This is a genomic window from Nocardiopsis sp. JB363 (assembly GCF_900143625.1).
Classification (GTDB): domain Bacteria; phylum Actinomycetota; class Actinomycetes; order Streptosporangiales; family Streptosporangiaceae; genus Nocardiopsis.
Window position 1 is genome coordinate 52757 of record NZ_FRFF01000140.1, and the last position, 17164, is coordinate 69920.

General features: G+C 69.1%; 20 protein-coding genes and 2 tRNA genes. 15 read left to right on the forward strand and 7 right to left on the reverse strand.

Annotation, left to right across the window (positions count from 1 at the left end):
- Positions 1 to 57: 57 nt before the first annotated feature.
- On the forward strand, positions 58 to 906 hold the full coding sequence (locus BQ8420_RS22625) for a carbohydrate ABC transporter permease (protein ID WP_087101247.1): 849 nt from the start codon (positions 58 to 60) through the stop codon (positions 904 to 906).
- Positions 903 to 1805, forward strand: coding sequence for a carbohydrate ABC transporter permease (locus BQ8420_RS22630; protein ID WP_087101172.1), 903 nt, complete (start codon positions 903 to 905; stop codon positions 1803 to 1805). The genes BQ8420_RS22625 and BQ8420_RS22630 overlap by 4 nt, the downstream gene beginning before the upstream one ends.
- Before the next feature lie 82 nt (positions 1806 to 1887).
- On the opposite strand, the gene BQ8420_RS22635 is transcribed toward BQ8420_RS22630, so the two are convergent.
- The gene (locus BQ8420_RS22635) at positions 1888 to 2439 is read right to left on the reverse strand and encodes a TetR/AcrR family transcriptional regulator (protein ID WP_087101173.1); all 552 of its coding nucleotides are present in this window, start codon (positions 2437 to 2439) and stop codon (positions 1888 to 1890) included.
- 77 nt (positions 2440 to 2516) lie between these two features.
- Between BQ8420_RS22635 and BQ8420_RS22640 the strand changes: the two genes are divergently transcribed.
- Positions 2517 to 3551: an FAD-dependent monooxygenase gene (locus tag BQ8420_RS22640; RefSeq protein WP_087101174.1), complete on the forward strand. Its 1035-nt coding sequence runs from the start codon at positions 2517 to 2519 to the stop codon at positions 3549 to 3551.
- A 39-nt stretch (positions 3552 to 3590) separates the two neighbouring features.
- On the opposite strand, the gene BQ8420_RS22645 is transcribed toward BQ8420_RS22640, so the two are convergent.
- Positions 3591 to 5408 (reverse strand): ABC transporter ATP-binding protein, encoded by a 1818-nt coding sequence (locus BQ8420_RS22645; protein ID WP_087101175.1) that lies wholly within the window; start codon positions 5406 to 5408, stop codon positions 3591 to 3593.
- Positions 5409 to 5546: 138 nt separating this feature from the next.
- On the opposite strand from BQ8420_RS22645, the gene BQ8420_RS22650 reads away from it, so the two are divergent.
- Positions 5547 to 6134 carry a TetR/AcrR family transcriptional regulator gene (locus BQ8420_RS22650; protein ID WP_143847492.1) on the forward strand — a complete coding sequence of 196 codons (588 nt, stop codon included), beginning with the start codon at positions 5547 to 5549 and terminating at the stop codon, positions 6132 to 6134.
- Positions 6135 to 6266: 132 nt separating this feature from the next.
- Positions 6267 to 6339, forward strand: a tRNA-Ala gene (locus tag BQ8420_RS22655).
- Positions 6340 to 6400: 61 nt separating this feature from the next.
- On the opposite strand, the gene BQ8420_RS22660 is transcribed toward BQ8420_RS22655, so the two are convergent.
- A complete protein-coding gene (locus tag BQ8420_RS22660; RefSeq protein WP_087101176.1) occupies positions 6401 to 7252 on the reverse strand; it encodes an SDR family NAD(P)-dependent oxidoreductase in 852 nt (283 codons plus the stop codon).
- Between the two features lie 78 nt (positions 7253 to 7330).
- On the opposite strand from BQ8420_RS22660, the gene BQ8420_RS22665 reads away from it, so the two are divergent.
- A complete protein-coding gene (locus BQ8420_RS22665) occupies positions 7331 to 7738 on the forward strand; it encodes a helix-turn-helix domain-containing protein (protein WP_087101177.1) in 408 nt (135 codons plus the stop codon).
- On the opposite strand, the gene BQ8420_RS22670 is transcribed toward BQ8420_RS22665, so the two are convergent.
- Positions 7724 to 7933: a hypothetical protein gene (locus BQ8420_RS22670; RefSeq protein WP_087101178.1), complete on the reverse strand. Its 210-nt coding sequence runs from the start codon at positions 7931 to 7933 to the stop codon at positions 7724 to 7726. The genes BQ8420_RS22665 and BQ8420_RS22670 overlap by 15 nt on opposite strands.
- 164 nt (positions 7934 to 8097) lie before the next feature.
- On the opposite strand from BQ8420_RS22670, the gene BQ8420_RS22675 reads away from it, so the two are divergent.
- Positions 8098 to 8170, forward strand: a tRNA-Ala gene (locus tag BQ8420_RS22675).
- A gap of 151 nt (positions 8171 to 8321) precedes the next feature.
- On the opposite strand, the gene BQ8420_RS22680 is transcribed toward BQ8420_RS22675, so the two are convergent.
- On the reverse strand, positions 8322 to 9065 hold the full coding sequence (locus BQ8420_RS22680) for a MerR family transcriptional regulator (RefSeq protein WP_087101179.1): 744 nt from the start codon (positions 9063 to 9065) through the stop codon (positions 8322 to 8324).
- Between the two features lie 157 nt (positions 9066 to 9222).
- Here BQ8420_RS22680 and BQ8420_RS22685 point away from each other — a divergent pair, with 157 nt between their 5' ends.
- Together BQ8420_RS22685 and BQ8420_RS22690 are read left to right on the forward strand one after the other, a co-directional pair.
- Positions 9223 to 9858 (forward strand): hypothetical protein, encoded by a 636-nt coding sequence (locus tag BQ8420_RS22685; protein WP_087101180.1) that lies wholly within the window; start codon positions 9223 to 9225, stop codon positions 9856 to 9858.
- Between the two features lie 92 nt (positions 9859 to 9950).
- Entirely contained in the window at positions 9951 to 10571 is a 621-nt protein-coding gene (locus BQ8420_RS22690) for a stage II sporulation protein M (RefSeq protein WP_087101181.1), read from the forward strand.
- Here the strand turns inward: BQ8420_RS22690 and BQ8420_RS22695 are convergent.
- The gene (locus BQ8420_RS22695; RefSeq protein ID WP_087101182.1) at positions 10534 to 11610 is read right to left on the reverse strand and encodes a hypothetical protein; all 1077 of its coding nucleotides are present in this window, start codon (positions 11608 to 11610) and stop codon (positions 10534 to 10536) included. The two genes, BQ8420_RS22690 and BQ8420_RS22695, sit on opposite strands and share 38 nt — an antisense overlap.
- 106 nt (positions 11611 to 11716) lie before the next feature.
- Positions 11717 to 12166, reverse strand: a complete 450-nt coding sequence (locus BQ8420_RS22700) for an SRPBCC domain-containing protein (RefSeq protein WP_087101183.1) — start codon at positions 12164 to 12166, stop codon at positions 11717 to 11719.
- Positions 12167 to 12222: 56 nt separating this feature from the next.
- Between BQ8420_RS22700 and BQ8420_RS22705 the strand changes: the two genes are divergently transcribed.
- The 6 genes from BQ8420_RS22705 to BQ8420_RS22730 all read left to right on the forward strand — a co-directional run bounded on the left by BQ8420_RS22705 (position 12223) and on the right by BQ8420_RS22730 (position 17093).
- On the forward strand, positions 12223 to 13167 hold the full coding sequence (locus BQ8420_RS22705) for a serine hydrolase (RefSeq protein ID WP_087101184.1): 945 nt from the start codon (positions 12223 to 12225) through the stop codon (positions 13165 to 13167).
- A gap of 9 nt (positions 13168 to 13176) precedes the next feature.
- Positions 13177 to 13845, forward strand: coding sequence for a response regulator transcription factor (locus BQ8420_RS22710; RefSeq protein ID WP_087101185.1), 669 nt, complete (start codon positions 13177 to 13179; stop codon positions 13843 to 13845).
- Positions 13842 to 14930, forward strand: coding sequence for a HAMP domain-containing sensor histidine kinase (locus tag BQ8420_RS22715; protein WP_087101186.1), 1089 nt, complete (start codon positions 13842 to 13844; stop codon positions 14928 to 14930). The genes BQ8420_RS22710 and BQ8420_RS22715 overlap by 4 nt, the downstream gene beginning before the upstream one ends.
- Positions 14931 to 14939: 9 nt before the next feature.
- Positions 14940 to 16196: a glutaminase A gene (glsA, locus tag BQ8420_RS22720; RefSeq protein WP_087101187.1), complete on the forward strand. Its 1257-nt coding sequence runs from the start codon at positions 14940 to 14942 to the stop codon at positions 16194 to 16196.
- A gap of 92 nt (positions 16197 to 16288) precedes the next feature.
- Positions 16289 to 16627 (forward strand): helix-turn-helix transcriptional regulator, encoded by a 339-nt coding sequence (locus BQ8420_RS22725; protein ID WP_087101188.1) that lies wholly within the window; start codon positions 16289 to 16291, stop codon positions 16625 to 16627.
- Positions 16620 to 17093, forward strand: coding sequence for an SRPBCC family protein (locus tag BQ8420_RS22730; protein ID WP_087101189.1), 474 nt, complete (start codon positions 16620 to 16622; stop codon positions 17091 to 17093). Before BQ8420_RS22725 ends, BQ8420_RS22730 begins: the two co-directional genes overlap by 8 nt.
- Positions 17094 to 17164 lie beyond the last annotated feature (71 nt).

The window sequence follows — 17164 nt, forward strand, 5'->3', positions numbered from 1 at the left end:
GCCCCCGACGTCGCCAAAGCCGTACGCAGGCGCGCCGACGGGTTGGGGGAGCGGGCGATAGGGCGGATCTTCCTCGCACCATCGATCGCCTTCATGGCGTTGCTCGCGCTCTTCCCGGTGTTCTACGCCGTCTGGATGAGCCTGTACGACATCCGGGGGTTCAACCGGGACCTCGTGGGCGTCGAGAACTACGTCAGTGCCCTGACCGACCCCGGTTTCTGGAACGCCGCGCAGAACACGTTGGTCTTCACGGTCGCCTCGGTGTCCCTGGAGTTCGTCGTCGGGATGGCGTTCGCGCTCATCATGCACCAGGCGTTCGTCGGCCGCGGTCTGACCCGCGCGGTCATCCTGGTGCCGTGGGTGATCCCGACCGCGGTGGCCGCTCAGGTGTGGCGGTACATGTTCGACCACAACCCCGGGTTCGTGAACGCGGTGCTGGGCACCGAAATCAACTGGCTCCGCGACCCGGCGTGGTCGATGGTCGGCATCATCAGCGCCGACGTGTGGAAGACCGCACCGTTCGTCGCGTTGCTGCTCCTGGCCGGACTTCAGACCATCCCCAAGGACTACTACGAGGCCGCCAAGATGGACGGCGCCAACGTGTTCCAACGGTTCTGGACCATCACGCTGCCACTACTGCGACCCGCGATCGTGGTGGCGTTGCTGTTCCGCACCGTGGACGCGCTGCGCATGTTCGACTTCGCGTACGTGTTCTCCGGGTACTCGAACTCGCTGGCGACCCTGTCGGTGTACTCGCAGCGGTTCCTGGTCGCCGAACCACAGTTGGGCTACGCCAACGCGCTGTCCACGGTCACCTTCGTCATCGTCATGCTCGTCGGCCTGGCCTTCATCAGCCGGATGGGCCGCCACATGGTCGGTGACGTGGGGCGGAAGGAGAAGCGATGAGCGCCGCACAGACCCGGGGGGCGACCCGCGCGGCCCACCGTCCCAAACGAGGTACCCCGCCGGCCGTGACCGCGACGCTCAAGCTGCTGGGGCTGTTGGTGGTGCTGACCTGGTGCCTGTTCCCGTTCCTGTGGATGGGGATGACCAGCCTGCGCACGGGGTCGGTGGCGTTGACCGACCCGAACATCCTCAATGGACCGTTCAGTCTGGGCAACTATCAGGAGGTCGTGGACCAGGGCTTCCTGTTCCCGCTGCGCAACTCCTTGATCGTGGCGTCGGTGACCACGCTGATCTGCATCCCGGTGGCCTCGCTCGCCGGGTACGCGCTGGCCCGGCTACCGCTGGCCGGCAAGTTCGCGCTGCTGGCGGCCACGCTGGTGGCGACCCTGTTCCCGCCGGTCGCCCTGGTCAACCCGCTGTACCAGATGTACCTGCAGCTCAACGACTGGACCGGGATCAACCTGCTCAACTCCTACGCGGGCATGATCATCCCGTACGTGGCACTGACCCTGCCGCTGTCCATCTTCATCCTGACGACGTTCTTCGCGGGCATCCCCAAGGAGATCGAGGAGTCGGCCAAGGTCGACGGGGCCACCCCGTTCCAGGCGTTCCTGAAGGTGGTGGCGCCGCTGGCCGCGCCGGGCGTGGGGGCGGCCTCCATCCTCACGTTCGTCTACGCCACCAACGAGTTCCTGCTCGCCTTCTCGTTCGCCCCGCGCGACCTCGACGTGCAGACCGTCCCGGTCTTCGTGGGCACCTTCGAGAGGGTCGGCTACGAGAACCCGATCGGTCAGATCATGGCCGCCTCGGTGCTGGTGTCCATCCCGCTCATCGCCTTCGCGCTCGTCCTGCAACGCAGGATCGTGGCGGGGTTGACCTCGGGGGCGGTGAAGGGCTGAGGTCGGGTTCACCCGAAGACCGGTGCCCCGGGAGTCCCCTGCGGACCTTTCCGGGGCACCGGTGCGTCCGGGGCGCGAGAGGTCAAGGGAACAGGCAGGCGCGGGCCACACGCAGGAACTGCCCGCGCGGTTCCACCACCTCGGGGCGGAGCAGCGCGTGCATGATGAGCCCGTCGGCGTAGGCGAGCAGGGTTCGTGCGGCGGTGCGCGGCGTGGTCGCGCCCAGGTCGGTGAGGATCTCGACGACCCAGGTCCGTAGGAGGTCGTGCCCGCGATCGAGGGACGCGCGCACCTCCAGGTCGTGGGTGGCCTCCATCGACAGGGTGTATCGGGCCACGGTCCGTACCCGGTGGGTGGTGGTCATCTCCGAGATGAACAGCGCCATGGTGTCCACCAGCCCTTCGACCGTGGTCACCTCCAGCCCGTTCAGGTCGGCCCAGTCCCGACGGTCGAGTTCCTCCAGACGTTCCACGACCCCGCGCACGAGGGCGTCGCGGGTGCGGAAGTGGTTGGAGGTCGAACCCTTGGGCAGGCCGGCCTCGATGTCCACCTTGCCGTGGGTGAGGGCGTGCGGGCCACGGGTTCCCAACAGGTCGATGGCGGCGTCGAGGGCGCGGGCTCTGGTCTGGGACATGGGGGCATACTACATTCGTAGTAATGGGGTACTACGATCATAGTAAGAACGCGTCGAGAGCGGACGGGGTGACATCGATGCGCGGAACGGCACTGGTGGTGGGCGGAGGGATCGCCGGACTCGCGGTCGCCCGCGGACTGCTCGACGGCGGCTGGGAGGTGGAGGTGTGCGAAGGACTCACCGGCCCGCCCGACATCGGCGGCGCCCTCGGCGTGTGGCCGGGCGCCATGTCCGCCCTGGACCGGCTCGGCCTGGGCGAGGAGGTCCGCGCCCGCGCCGAACACTCGTCCATGATGAGGTTGCGCCGCCCCGATGGCCGGGTCCTGTTCGGTGCGAAGGGCCGCGGCGGCCACCTGGTGTCCCGGTCCGCCCTGCTCGACCTGCTGGTCGCGGCGCTCCCCGACGGAACCGTGCGGTGGAACACCCCCGTGACCGCCGCCGACCTCGCCCCCGACCACGGCCACGACCTGGTGATCGGCGCCGACGGGATCCACAGCCTCGTCCGACGCACCGCCTTCTCCCGGGCCGCCCCGCCGCGCCCCCTCGGCTCCGTCGCCTACCGGGGAACGCTGCCCGGAAGGGTGGAACAGGTGACCGAGGTCTGGGGCGGGCGTCGGATCTTCGGCATCACCCCGCTCGACGCCCACACCACCAACTGGTACGCGGCCCTGGACCGGCGCCTGCTCACGAAGACCGAACTCGCCTCGCGCGACCCGGCCGTCCACGCCACCGTCCTACGCCGGGAGTACGCCGGTTGGTACGCCGACGTCGCCCGGATCGTGGCCGGTGTCGAGTTTCAGGGTGTGGACCGAAGGACCCTGTACGACCTGCCGGCGTTCGGCCCCTACGTGAGGGGGCGCCACGTGCTCATCGGCGACGCGGCGCACGCCATGGCGCCCAACCTCGGCCGGGGCGCCTGCGAGTCCCTGATCGACGCCGTCGCCCTGACCGAGGCCCTGGTGGCCGAACCTTCCCTCCGGCGGGCGCTGGCCCGCTACGACCGTGCCCGCCGAGGCCCCACCCGCAGGATCGTGGCCGCCTCCCGGGTGGTGAACCGGATCGCCGTCACGGCCGGGCCGCCTCGTGCCCGCGGGTCCGCCACCGTTTCCTGACCCGGGTCGGTGGGGTTTTCCCGAGTCGCCGCGCCCGGCTCAGTTCGGGGACGCCCCGGCGGCCACCTGACCGTCGTGATCGGACCGCTCACGGCCGCGTTCCTCGGTCTGGGCGATGTGCAGGGCCGCGACCAGCTCCTGGTAGAGGGTGTCCCGTTCCAACAGTTCCCGGTGCGTTCCCCGCGCGCGGATCCGGCCGTCCTCCAGAAGCAGGATGCGGTCGGCGTGGATGACCGTGGACAGGCGGTGCGCGATGGTCACCACGGCGCCGCGGTCGGCCTGCCGGCGGACGCTCTCGGTGATGGCGGCCTCGGTGATCGCGTCCACCTGTGAGGTCGCCTCGTCCAGCAGCAGCACGTCCGGGGACCCCAGTAGCGCCCGGGCCAGGGCGACGCGCTGACGCTGCCCGCCGGAGAACGAGGTGGCGTCCAGCGGGGTCTCCAAGCCCTGCTCCAGCGAGGCCACCTTGTCGGCCAGTCGCACGTCGTCCAGCACCCGATGGAGTTCGTCCTCGCCGGCCTCGGGGCGGGTGAACAGCAGGTTGTCGCGGACACTGCCCGGCACCACCGGGGTGTCCTGTTCCACGTAGGAGAAGTGCGCCCGGACCTGCTGTGGGGACAACTCCCGGTACGGTCTGCCCTCCACCAGCAGCTCACCGTGCTCGGGTTCGAGGAAACGCAGCAGCAACGACAGCACCGTGGTCTTACCTGCGCCGGACGGGCCGACGATGGCGGTGTGCCCGTGCCGAGGGATGGTGATGTCGACCCCTTCCAAAGCGGCCTCGGCCCCCGGGGCGTACCGGGCGGTGACCCCGCGCAGCTCCAGCAACGGGCTCCCGTGACCGTTGTCGGAGACCGCGGCCCTCGCCTGGTCGTCCGGTCCGGAGGACGGGGTGCGAGGGTGCCGCACGGGGGCCTCGGCGGTGGGTTCCAGGGGGATGGCCTCCACCTCGCGGATGCGCTTGGCGGCGGCGATACCGGACTGCAGGGTGGTCACGCTCTGGGAGAGCTCCATGACGGGGGTCATCAGCGTGAACGCGTAGAGCAGGAACGCCACCAGGGTGGAGACGGCGATCTCGCCGGAGGCCACCCGAAGCGCGCCCAGTCCCAGGATCGCGATGATCGCCAGCTGGATGCCACCGGAGGCGATCGTCCACGCCACCGCCTCACGGCGTACCGACCGGATGCCGTACGCGGCGGCGTCCCGGGCGTGCTCCAGGATCTGGTCGCCCAGACGTTCCTCGGCGCGGCCGGCCTTGACGGTGCGGATCGCGCGCAGGGACCCGTCGAGGACCCCGCCCATCAGGCCGAGCGAGTTCTGCGCCCTCTCCTGGTTCTTGGCCAGGGTGGGCATCAGGGTGAGGAACAGGACCGTGACGATGGTCACCGCGATGACGGTGACCCCGAGCAGGACCATGTCCAGCACGCCCATCATGATGAGTGTTCCCACCAGCAGGACACCACCGTTGATCAGGCTGATCACACTGCTGGAGGCGGCCTCGCGCAGCAGGACGGTGTCGGAGGTGGCCCGGGTGACGAGCTCACCGGAAGGGCGCTTGGACAGCGGCTGCATCGCCGCCCCGAAGTAGCGGCGCACCAGGGACGTGCGCGCGTCCAGCACGACCTTCTCCGCGACCGTGCCCAGCACGATCCAGTGCCACAGCCCGAACACCATGCCGCTGACGAACAGGCACAACAGGATCGTCACCGGCGTCGCCAGGCTGCCGGCGTCGGACACCGTGTCCAGGACCAGCTTGATCACCATCGGGTTGGCCAGTTCCAGGGCCGAACCCAGCAGGGCCAGTACGAGGCCGAGCAGGAGCTTGCGCCGATGCGGCCGGATGAAGGACCAGAGCACCCGTAGCTGAGCGAAGCGTGGCTCAGGGGAGGGCGAGGATCGGGAATCGGATATCGAGGAAGGATCAGACATGGTCTGAATTAGGTCATGAATGACCGATTATTGTCAACCAAGTACCGATCCCTCTAGGATGAAGACATGGTGAAGAGCGCTCCCGCAGAGGAAGAGACGAGGACCCGCGCGCGCACGCGCCGCGCGATCCTGGAGACCGCCGTCGACGTCCTGGCGGAGAACCGGGCTGCCCCGCTGTCACAGGTCGCCACCCGGGCGGGGGTCGCCCGCAGCACCCTGCAGCGCTACTTCCCCGAACGCGCCGACCTCGTCGCGGCCCTGGAGGGCTACGCCAACGAACTCGCCGACGAGGCCACCGCACGCGCCCGCACCACCGAAGGCACGGCCATCGAGGCCTTCTCGCGCCTGGTCTCCGAGTACTTCGGGCTGATCAAGGTCATCATGCTCTCCGTCGGCGGTGAGGAGATGGCCGCTGAACACGACGAGGAGGAGTGCGGCCCCAGCGACCTCGCGCTCTACGAACTCATCGAACGCGGCCACGAGGACGGCACCATCGACCCGCGCATCACGCCCCTGTGGGCCCAGCAGCACCTGTGGGCCACCCTCTACGCCGGCTGGACCTACACCACCGTCGCGAAGGTGCCCGCCTTCGAATCGCACAACATGTGCCTGCTGTCCCTCGTCAAGGCGGTCGGCCGCGAACCCCGACCATGACGAAGGGCCGGGATCCGACCCGGCCTCCGGGTCGACACCGGGAGGACGACCAACGTTTGACCCCGGTTCGACCCACCCTTGAAATCCGGTAGAGTACTCACATGCCGAGCGGGGAAACCGCCCGGCAGACCAGGGGCTATGGCGCAGTCGGTAGCGCGCCTCCATGGCATGGAGGAGGTCTGGGGTTCGAATCCCCATAGCTCCACAAGACTCAGGGCGATCCTGCTCGCGCGTGAACGCGCTCGCCGGGTCGCCTTTGTCGTTTCTCACGGGGGAGTCCCCGGGGCCAGGCCGACTAGGAGGGCCTCCGTCAGCTCGCTGAGCCTGGTTGCGTCGCCCGGGTCGAGAGTGGGCAGGTCCAGTGGCAATCGCCGGCTTCGATCGATCGCGGTCAGGGGCCGGGAGGGCGGACTGTCGACGAAACCGTGGATCGGAGCGATGGCCTTTTCCACCGGACGGGCCGCGAGCAGCGCCATCGCCTTGAGCACCAGACGTAGGGGCGGTGCCAGGGGTGTCAGGTCGCCGCTTCGGGTGAAACCGGGGTGATAGAGCATCTGGGGCACTCGTTCGCCATGGCGGCGGGCGTGGTCCACCCCCAAGAGATCGTTGGCCCGACCGGCCTGGAGCTGGGCCGTCACCATGCCGTATCCGCGTTCCAAATGCGGGTCGTTCCAGTGGATCCCGCCCTTGGTCATGCCTACGCCGGCGACGTTGACGATGACCGGGGCCGGTGCGCGGGCCAGTGCCGGGGTCAAACCGTGGCAGAGCAGGTACCGACTCAGGTAGTAGAGCGCGAACGTACGCTCCAGGCCTTCGGGGGTCATCGTTCGGGTGGGGGATTGGCGGTTGGCGAACAGAACGAGGGCGTCCACGTGCTCGTGGTCAGTGGTGATCCGGGTGATCGCCTCGCGGGTGCCGGCGACGGTGCTCAGGTCCGCCCTCAGGAACTCGACCCGCCCTGGCGGGGCCTGCTCGATGAGGCGCGTGCCTTTCCCCGGGTCGCTGCCGATCGCGACCACGTGGTCGCCGAGGGCGGCCCGGGCCAGGGCCAACGCGCGTCCCATGCCGTCGGTGCCACCGCTGACCACGAGGGTGCGGGGGCGTCGTGCGGTCACCATGGCTGCTCCAGAGTGGGAGGTGCGGGTGGGCACTACGATTCTCGGCAACCCCGTCGACGGAGGGAAGAAGGCACTTTCATGACCGATACGCACACGGATGTGCCCTCTGTCGTGACCGAGGAACTTCCCGACCCGGTCCCGGCACAGGAGTACGAGGAATGTCCGGTCACCGTCACCCTGCGCAGGGTGGGGGACAAGTGGACTCTGCTGCTCCTGGTCCTGCTGGGGAGAGGACCGCGCCGATTCAATCGACTCCACCGTGAGATCGAGGGCATCAGTCAGCGGATGCTCACACGGACGCTCCGGAGCCTTGAAACGGACGGTCTGATCCACAGAGAGGTATTTCCCACCGTGCCACCGAGCGTCGAGTACAGCCTCACCCCGCTCGGGCACAGCCTGCTACCGGCCCTGTCGGCACTGGCCGACTGGGCGGTCGAACACGGGGACGAACTCGTTCGCGCCCGGGCGGGTTCAGACGGAGCCTGACTCCGGGTCCGCCGCCTGGCGGGCGACCAGGGCCAGGAACTCTGGATCCGAGGAGATCAGACGCTCTACCTCGGTGCCGTCGTCACAGGTCAGCAGGGACACGGTGGCACGGGCGGGGGTCTGCTCGACCACGCGCCACGGCGCCCCGTGCTCCTCCCACCGCAGCAGTGCTCTCACCTGGGGGTTCTCGGACATGACACCGCCTCTCCCCTTCAGGATAGAACTCCGGTCCGGCCGGGATTCCGGCGGGCCGGGCGAGGACGTGTCGTGGTAGGGACACCACCCCCGCACACCCACGTGCGCCGAAACACGTCCGATCCACCCCCGCACATCCGTTAGACTTCAAAGCACAGCTTCACGGGGCTATGGCGCAGTCGGTAGCGCGCCTCCATGGCATGGAGGAGGTCTGGGGTTCGAATCCCCATAGCTCCACAAGACTCAGGGCGATCCTGCTCGGCGGCCTTCGACCGCCTCGCCGGGTCGCCTTTGTCGTTTCTTCTGGGGGGCGACCCCCAGGCCCCCGAGACTCTGGGCGATCCTGCTCGGCGGCCTTCGGCCGCCTCGCCGGGTCGCCTTTGTCGTTTCATCTCGGGGTTCGGCTCGGCGGGCCGGGGTCGGTCTCCGTGAGCAGGTCGTGCAAGCGCTTCAGCACCCGCAGCTGGGCGGGGTTGTACAGCTGCATCATCGCCTCGGCCATCGTCTGTTCGGCCTGTCGTGTGCCGCCCGGTGCGTCCGCCGCCGGGGCCTCCGCCCACGGATGCCGCTCGCGAGAGTCTCGGACCATCGGCAGCATGCGCGAGGCGAGACGGTCGATCGTGGTCTGGTCCGCGTCCGGCGGCAACCCCTCGAACTCCTCGTCCAAGTCATTCGGTTCGCCGAGCATGTCACGAAGCCCCGACAGGGCCTCCTCGCTGAGAACGCTCGAATAGACCATCAGCAACGACCGCTGTCGTTCGGAGAAGGTCCGGGAGATCGGAGCGAAGGCGGAGGGTACGTAGGCCGGGGCCCGGTGGCGCAGGATGAGCGCCAGTTCCTCCCGGACACGGTTGAGCCGGGTGACGGTCGCCTCCAGCTCCGCGTCCAACACGCGGATCGCCTCATCGGGCGCCTCGTCCGCACGCTCCATCGCCGATACCTCCGACAACGGGATCCCCAGGTCGCTCAACCGCTTGATCTGGAGCAGACGGATCAGGTGCGAGACCTCGTACTGCTTGTAGCCGTTCGCCGTGCGCTCGGGCACGTCCAACAACCCGATCTGGTGGTAGTACCGCACGGCCTTCACCGTGGTGTCGGCGAGTTCGGCGAGTTGCCGCGTGCTCCACGCCATGTGAGACCTCCTTCGTGCCGCCCCCATCCGACACCCTGCCCTGGGGGCACGGTCAAATGCTTGACCCTGCCCTTGGGGCAGGGTGTCGGATGGGGGCGGAGCCGTCGTGGGGAGTCCACGAGGCCGCTGACTTTCACACCAGGCTGGGGAGCCCTCAATGGTCCGGAACCCGAATCCGATCAAGGCCGGCAACGGGCGTTCGCTGAAACGCTTCCGGTGGTGGCACATGCTTTCCCGCGCCCTGTTCTACCTTCCCTCGGACAGTGAGGGTCGCCCGGTGGTCTACGCCGTCGACGTCCCCTACTGGCAGCGGGTTCTGACGGACGACGGCAATGGCAAGGCCCACCTCTACCGTGATGGTGTGCACCACGCCCGCTCCAAACTCCCCGCGGCCTTTCCCGTGGAGGGAGGAACCATCGAAGTGGTGCCCACGTCCTTCGGCCTCAAACGCTGCCACTACGTCATCGAAGGAGGTCCCGCTCGCCGGCTCGTACCCGACGAGCGTTCCGCGGAGGGGCGCCGTGCCCGTCTCGACCGTGAACACCCGGTGTTCAGCCGCTTGATCGGAACCCTGTCGCTGATCACGCTCGTCATCTCGGGTTCCCTCGTGCTCCTCCAGATCGTCGAAGCGCTCACCGCGGTGCCTCCGGTGGCCCAACGACTGGGGACCTTCATCTCGCCCCTCGACCTGCCCATCGGGCTCAACGCCGTGCTCGCTCTCTGTGCCTCGACGGCCGCCGTCGAACGGGCCACGAGGCTGCGCTGGAACGCGCTACTGGACGGCAACGCGTAACCGGGGTTTGACCCTGCCCCGAGGTCATGGTCTGGACTACCGGTGAAACGAACCCGAAGTCCGCCCGACGACACGACCATGGAGCACAACACATGCGAGCACTACGCGAACCCTTCCGGATCATCCGCGCGAACCTTCGCGCCTACCTCGTGATGAACGTGATCCTGTACGTCCTGTTCTTCCTCGGCATGGGGGCGGCACTGCTCTTCCCCGAGCTGAACGCCGCCAGCATCGGGTCCATGGAGGAGGACGGGACGGCGGACCTGGTGGGGACCCTGCTCGGTAATGCCTGGCTGTTCGGCCTGACCATCTTCGCGGTCAACGTGCTGACGGTCGCGCTGCTGACGATCCTGTTGCCCTCGATGATCGTGCCCTTCGCCGGGCTCGTCCTGTTCACCTACCGGGCGTTCGAATTCGGTGTGACCCTCGCTCCGGTCGACGCGATCACGGCGAAGATCCTCATCCCGCACTCCCTGACGATCCTCATCGAGTTCCAGGCCTACGCCCTGGTCATGCTCGCCGCCTACGTCCTGGGGAAGGCCTGGCTGCGCCCGGAGTCGGTCGGCGCCGGCAACCGCCGTCAGGGGTACGTCCGCGGGCTTCGGCTGGTCGGTTGGCTGAGCCTGCCCGCCCTGGCGCTGTTCGTGGTCGGTGCGATCTATGAGGCCATCGAGATCATCTACCTCGTTCCGCCACTGGTGCTCCCGGGCTGACCCCGGTGATCCGGAAGTGACCGATGGTGAAGTGGAAGGGTGCCGGGACCGGAGGGCGTCTGAGCGCGGCGAGCCGTTCGAGGGCGAGGACGGCCCAGTTCCGGGACTCGTTCACCCCGGTGAAGTAGGCGTGCCGGGTGTGCTCGTCCTCGGCGCACAGACTCGAACCGAAGAATCCGTTCCGCAGCCAGGTCGGTCCCTCGCTCGCGCGCAGCAGGGGTCGGGGAACCGACCAGTCGTCGACGTCGCCGCTCGGTGTGTCGGACACGCTCAGCCACAGTCCCTGCTCGGGGTAGTGGGTCTCGCCGTAGAGGTTGGGGCTCGTGCTCAGCAGCATCTCGCAGCGTCCGTCGCCCCGCCGCACGTACGCGTGGGAGAAACCGGCCGAGGCCGGGTGGAACACGCGGGGCTCGGTCCAACCGTCGATTCCGTCGCGGCTCTCGGTGTAGTGGATGGCGGAGACGGGCCGCTCGCCCTTGGCCGGTTCTCCCGGGGTGGCCCGGAACCACATCCGCCAACGCCCGTCCGCGTACACGACCTTCGGGCCCAGCGCGCTGGGGTTGCGGGCGTCGCCTTCCACGACGGGGTCGGGATGACGCCGCCAGCCGTCGCCGGTTCGTTCGAGGAGCCCGATCGCGAACGGTGCGTCGTTGCCTTGGACCCGGCGCGAACGGCGCCCGGTGTAGTAGACGCGCTCACGGGGGAGCCCGTCGGCCCCCACCCCGCGGACGTAGCAGGGTTCGTGCAGGCCGTGATGGTCCCAGGTGCCCTTCGGTGGTTGCGGGACCAGCGGCAGCGCCCTGTGGGGCGCGGAGGAGTCGGTGGTGATCCGCCACTCAGCGCCGTCGTCGAGTCGGGCGCCCGGGGGCAGGGTCGCGCTGAACAGGTTGTTGCGGAAGTCGCGCTGGAACCCGCCGAAGAACATCCACCACCGGTCGTCGATCCGGTGCACGTTGGGGTCGCCCGCCCCGAGCAGGTTGGTGATCGGTCGGTATCCGTCGAGCATGCCGAACAGTGCTTTCGGTGGGTGGATCCGCACGGTGTTCCTCCTTGATCGCGCCATGATGGGTACGGTGTACTCATCTGGTGGGTACACCGTACGCATGAAGGTGTGGCCGAGACAAGGGGCAAGGACCTCGGTGGGATCAGCCGGTGAGGTGGGCGGCCAGACCGGCCAGCGACGACGCCAATCCCGCCTCGTGGTCGCTCGGGGAGATGCCAGGCGGGACGTCCCTGGCCTCGACGACCACCAGTGTGTCCCCGTCGGCGTCGGACAGCAGCCAGCTCATCGTCATGGTGCCCGCGAAGGCCGGGTCCGGGGCGTCGAACACGATCCGCTGCACGACCCGCTCATCCGGGACCTGCTCCACGAACTCCGTCTCCACGACGTCGGTGTCCCGCGAGGACTTTCCATGTCCGGGATCGCGGTAGGTCAGTATCATCCGATACCCGGAGGGGTCGAAGCGTTCGAATCGGCCCGTCATGCCCTCGGGAGGCAACCACTCCACGAGGCTCTCCGGGTCCACCAAGGCCCGGTACACCTTCGGGCGGGAGGCCTTGATCCGACGTTCGGCACGGTCCACTCGCTCGCTCATGCGGTCAGAGTAGGCCGTTGAGGTTCGGTTGACACAGCCCCTCGCACCATGTCGGTATGAACGGAACACGGGTCGTGACGGCCACCCTCGTCCTGCTCCTGTCGCTCACCGCCTGCACGGCGGAGGCGGACCCCGCACGGGCGGGGGAGGTGATGCGACAGGCCGATGACGACGGGTTCACCGGGGTGGTGCTCGTCGACGTCGGCGGTGAGGTCACGGTCGAGGGCATGGGACACGAACCCGACGCCCGGCTCGACATCGGTTCCCTCACCAAGCAGTTCACCGCCGCGGCCGTGCTCGCCCTGGAGGAGGACGGACTGCTCTCCGTCGACGACCGCCTCGGCGACCACCTGGACGGCCTGCCGTCGGACAAGGCCGACCTCACCCTGCACCAGGCGCTCACGCACACGACCGGGTTGCCCGACTCCCTGGGCCCGGACACCGAACCCATCGGCCGGGACGCCTATGTGGAACGCGTCGCGTCGACCCCGCTGGAACGGGAGCCGGGGGAGTACGGCTACTCGAACGTGGGGTACAGCCTGCTCGCCGCGGTCGTCGAGACGGTCACCGGACTCACCTACGAGGAGTACCTGCGCACCGCCCTGTTCGAACCGGCCGGCCTCCACGACACCGGGTACGACGGCGACCCCTACTGGAACCTGCGCGGTAACGGGGGCCTGCTGTCCACCGCCCACGACATGCACCGCTGGATCCGAGCACTGGCCGACGGGGAGGTCGCCGGACGCGATCGGATGCTCGCGCCCCACGTCGACGAGGGCGGCGGCACCCACTACGGCTACGGCTGGGTCCTGGCCACGACCGGGTTCGACACCCCACTGGTCACCCACAACGGTGGCGACGGGGTCTCCTACGCCGAACTGCTCTGGTTCCCCGAGGACGACGTCGTGCTCTACCTCGCCACCGACTCCGCCCGGGAAAGCGACGAGGAATTGGCCACGAGGCTGGCCGGAACACTCTTCGACACCCACCATGTGTGGTGAGGGGGAGCGATGCGTGTACTGCTGATCGAGGACGACGAGGACCTCGCCGAGGTCGTCGCGGTGGGTCTACGCCGAGAACACCTCGCCGTGGACCTGGCCGGTTCCCTGGCGGAGGCCACCGAGTACCTGTGCGTCACCGACTACGACGTCGCCTGCCTCGACCTGGGGTTGCCCGATGGCGACGGCCTCGACCTGTGGCGCAGGATGCGGGAGGAGGGCCTGCGCCGGCCCGGTCGGGTGCTGGTGCTGACCGCACGCGACGCCGTGGCCGACCGCATCGCCGGACTCGACGCCGGGGCCGACGACTACCTGGTCAAACCGTTCAGTGTCGCCGAACTCGCCGCCCGGGTCCGGGCCCTCTCACGTCGCCGGGACCGGGAACCGGGGGAGATCGGCGCCGGCGACGTCCGGCTCGACCCCGTGGCCCACCGAGCCCACCGAGATGGTCGCGACCTCGGGCTCACCGGCCGCGAGTTCGCCGTCCTGCGCTACCTCGCGACGCACCGGGGCGAGGTCGTTTCCACCGAGGACCTCCTCGAACACTGCTGGGACGCCAACGCCGACCCCTTCACCGGCAGTGTTCGCGTGATCCTCAGCCGGCTGCGGAGCAAACTCGGCGATCCACCGCCCATCACCACCCTGCGCGGGGTGGGCTACCGGTTCGGGGACCTCCCGTGAAGTCGTTGCGCGCTCGTCTGACCCTGGTCGGAGTCGTCTTCATGCTGGTTCCGATGGCCGTGCTGTTCTCGGTGGTCCTGGCGGTGGAGGAGACGGTGGACGTGCACGTCGGCCCCGAGGGGGAGACCGTTCGGACCGTGACCACCGAAACCGGGCTCTCGCCGTGGATCCCGGTCACCGCGCTGCTGCTCGTCCTCCCCGCGATCGCGGGAGCCTGGTGGTGGTCGGGCCGCGCGGTACGTCCGCTCTCCGACATCACCGCCCTGGCCGACGACATTCAACAGGGGTCGCTCGACCGGCGGATCCGGTTGACCGGTGCCGCCACCGAGGTGCAGGCCCTGGGCGATGGGTTCGACCGGATGCTGGACCGGTTGGCCGAGGCCTCGTCCAACCAGCGGCGCCTGATCGAGGACACCGGCCACGCGCTACGTACACCTTTGGCGGCGCTGGCGGCCAACGCCGAGGTCGTCCTCGCCCACCCCGACACGACCCTCGACGAGTACCGGTCCGCGGCTCTGCGCGAGCGAAGGCAGGTCGAACGCCTGCGTCGTACCGTCGAGGATCTGCTCGCCGACGCCCGCGCCAGGGAGAGCGTCACCGGCCAGGTCGACAACGACCTCGTGGTGATCGTGGCCCGGGTTCTCGACCAGCAAAGCGCGGCCACCCCCGGGGCGACCCTCGACGTGGTGGCCCCCGATCGGCTCCGGCTCGGTGTGGACGGCCCCTCGGTGGAGCGTGCGCTGACCGCACTGGTGGAGAACGCCGTCCGACACTCACCGCCCGGCCGCCCCGTCAGGGTGGAGGTCACCGCCGCCGAAGAGGGCACCCTGCTGTCCGTCACCGATGAGGGGCCGGGGATCGACCCGGCCGAACGCGAATCGGTCTTCGAGCGCTACCACCACCGCGCCGGCGGCACCGGGATCGGGTTGGCGATCGTCGGGCAGGTGGCCCAGGCCTACGGGGGTGTTCGGCTCACCTCGCCCCTGGGGCCCGACGGCGGCACCCGCTTCACTCTCCTGCTCCCCGCCCCGATGGGGCGCCGGACCCGCATGGTCGACACGGAAACGGGGCGCGGGTCTTCCTAGACTGATCACATGGACCACCCCGTGAACGGATACTCCCGCGACACCGAAGCCCACCGGGCCATGGAGGACGACAGCCCCGTCGTCGGCGTCCTGGAGAAGATACAGGCAGAGGTCGCGGGCATGTCGGGCGGCGATGTGGCCGACTACATCCCCGAACTCGCCCACGCCGACCCCGACACCTTCGGGGTCGCCGCGGTCAGCCCGCACGGCCGCGTCTACGCGGTGGGGGAGTCGGACCGGCTCTTCACCATGCAGTCGATCTCCAAGCCGTTCGTCTACGCGCTCGCGGTGGAGGAACGCGGCCTGGACGACGTGCACGAGCACGTGGGGGCCGAACCCAGTGGGGAGCCCTTCAACGCGATCAGCCTCGACGAACGGGGTCGCCCGGAGAACCCGATGATCAACGCGGGCGCGATCGTGACGACCTCCCTGGTGGGCGCCGGGGAACAGGGGGTGCGCTTCGAGCACATCCGGTCGGTGCTGTCGGCCTTCGCCGGGCGGGAGCTGACGGTGGACGAGGGGGTGCACCGGTCCGAGTCGGAGGCCGGGCACCGCAACCGGGCCCTGGGCTACCTCAGCCTGTCCGGGGGAGTGTTGGTCGGCCCGGTGGAGGACGCCGTGCAGGACTACTTCCGCCAGTGCTCGTTGAGCGTGACGGTGATGGACCTGGCCGTCATGGCCGCGACCCTGGCCGTGGGCGGGGTCAACCCGATCACCGGGGAACGGGTGGTGTCCCAGCTCACGGCGCGGCACACTCTGTCGATCATGACGAGTTGCGGCATGTACGACCGGGCGGGGGAATGGGGCCTGCGTGTGGGCATCCCGGCCAAGAGCGGGGTGAGCGGTGGCATCCTGGCGTCCGCGCCGGGAGCGTTCGGGGTCGGGGTGTTCAGTCCGCCCCTGGACGACGCGGGCAACAGCGTGCGCGGGGTGGCGGCCCTGGAACGGCTCTCCGACGACTACGACCTGCACATGCTCCAGACACCCGCGGAACCGCCGTCCCCGATGCACAGCGTGACCCGCTCGGGCGGCACGCTCGACGTGCGCCTGTGCGGGGAGATCGACTTCCTCGCCGCCGAACAGGTGGTGTCGCGGTTGGCCGAGGCGATCGACGACGCCCGGGTGAGGACGGTGACGGTCGAGTTGGAGAAGGTCTCCGGGTTCAGTGACGCCGCCCGGAGGCTCTTCGCGGCCGAACTGGACGAACTGGCCGACGCCGGTGTGGACACCGCGGTGAGGGACCCTCGCGGGGTCCGCCAGGGCTGACCTGGAAAAGGAGCACGGTGCCCCTTGACCGGGGCACGCCTCGGCCGCATAATCAACCTAGTGGTTGATTAACTGGAAGGTTGAATACGAGTATGGCGGACGATCCGCTCAGCCTCACGTTCGCCGCGTTGGCGGACCCGACCCGTCGGGAGATTCTCGCCCGTCTGGCCGGAGGCGAAGCCACCGTCAACGAACTGGCGGAACCGTTCGACATGAGTCTTCAAGCGGTCTCCAAACACCTGAAGGTCCTGGAGAGGGCCGGACTCATCACCCGCGGGCGTGACGCCCAATGGCGTCCCTGCCGGCTGGAGCCCGCGCCGCTGGAGGAGGTCGACCGGTGGGTCGACCGCTACCGGGACCGGTGGGAGGAACGCTTCACCCGCCTGGACGAGGAACTACGCAGGATCGAGGGAGAGAGCAACCATGAGTGACCTCAAGGTCGTCGCCGAACCCGGACGTCAGGACGTCCTCATCACCCGGACCTTCGACGCCCCGCGCGAGCGGGTCTGGCGCGCGATCACCGACCCCGAACTCGTCGGACGCTGGTTCGGCCTGGACGCCACCACCACCGAGGTCGATCCGACCGAGGTGCGCACCGGCACCCCGTGGCGGATCAGTGAGAAGGCGCCCGACGGCGCGGTCTACGCCTTCCGCGGAGTGCACCACGACGTCCGGGAACCCGAGCGGCTCGTGCGCACCTTCGAGTTCGAGGGCATGCCGGGCCATGTCTCCCTGGAGACCCTCACCCTGACCGAGGTGGACGGACGCACCAGGTACGAGGCCGTGGCCCTGTACCAGTCGGTGGAGGACCGCGACGGGATGCTCGCCTCCGGTATGGAGTCCGGGATGGAACAGTCCATGGACAAACTGGAGGAGGTCCTGCGCTCCTTGCGCTGACCCGTATCCACGGTCCCGGAGCGTCCGTCGTCGGCGGCCCGGGACCGGCCCTGTGGACAACGCCGAATCTG

Coding starts and splice junctions, on each gene's coding strand:
- glsA (WP_087101187.1), top strand. CDS start 14,940: ATGGACCACCCCGTGAACGGATACTCCCGCGACACCGAAGCCCACCGG.
- BQ8420_RS22680 (WP_087101179.1), bottom strand. CDS start 9,065: ATGGCGTGGAGCACGCGGCAACTCGCCGAACTCGCCGACACCACGGTG.
- BQ8420_RS22635 (WP_087101173.1), bottom strand. CDS start 2,439: ATGTCCCAGACCAGAGCCCGCGCCCTCGACGCCGCCATCGACCTGTTG.
- BQ8420_RS22690 (WP_087101181.1), top strand. CDS start 9,951: ATGCGAGCACTACGCGAACCCTTCCGGATCATCCGCGCGAACCTTCGC.
- BQ8420_RS22710 (WP_087101185.1), top strand. CDS start 13,177: ATGCGTGTACTGCTGATCGAGGACGACGAGGACCTCGCCGAGGTCGTC.
- BQ8420_RS22700 (WP_087101183.1), bottom strand. CDS start 12,166: ATGAGCGAGCGAGTGGACCGTGCCGAACGTCGGATCAAGGCCTCCCGC.
- BQ8420_RS22665 (WP_087101177.1), top strand. CDS start 7,331: ATGACCGATACGCACACGGATGTGCCCTCTGTCGTGACCGAGGAACTT.
- BQ8420_RS22685 (WP_087101180.1), top strand. CDS start 9,223: ATGGTCCGGAACCCGAATCCGATCAAGGCCGGCAACGGGCGTTCGCTG.
- BQ8420_RS22640 (WP_087101174.1), top strand. CDS start 2,517: ATGCGCGGAACGGCACTGGTGGTGGGCGGAGGGATCGCCGGACTCGCG.
- BQ8420_RS22670 (WP_087101178.1), bottom strand. CDS start 7,933: ATGTCCGAGAACCCCCAGGTGAGAGCACTGCTGCGGTGGGAGGAGCAC.
- BQ8420_RS22660 (WP_087101176.1), bottom strand. CDS start 7,252: ATGGTGACCGCACGACGCCCCCGCACCCTCGTGGTCAGCGGTGGCACC.
- BQ8420_RS22650 (WP_143847492.1), top strand. CDS start 5,547: ATGGTGAAGAGCGCTCCCGCAGAGGAAGAGACGAGGACCCGCGCGCGC.
- BQ8420_RS22705 (WP_087101184.1), top strand. CDS start 12,223: ATGAACGGAACACGGGTCGTGACGGCCACCCTCGTCCTGCTCCTGTCG.
- BQ8420_RS22730 (WP_087101189.1), top strand. CDS start 16,620: ATGAGTGACCTCAAGGTCGTCGCCGAACCCGGACGTCAGGACGTCCTC.
- BQ8420_RS22630 (WP_087101172.1), top strand. CDS start 903: ATGAGCGCCGCACAGACCCGGGGGGCGACCCGCGCGGCCCACCGTCCC.
- BQ8420_RS22725 (WP_087101188.1), top strand. CDS start 16,289: ATGGCGGACGATCCGCTCAGCCTCACGTTCGCCGCGTTGGCGGACCCG.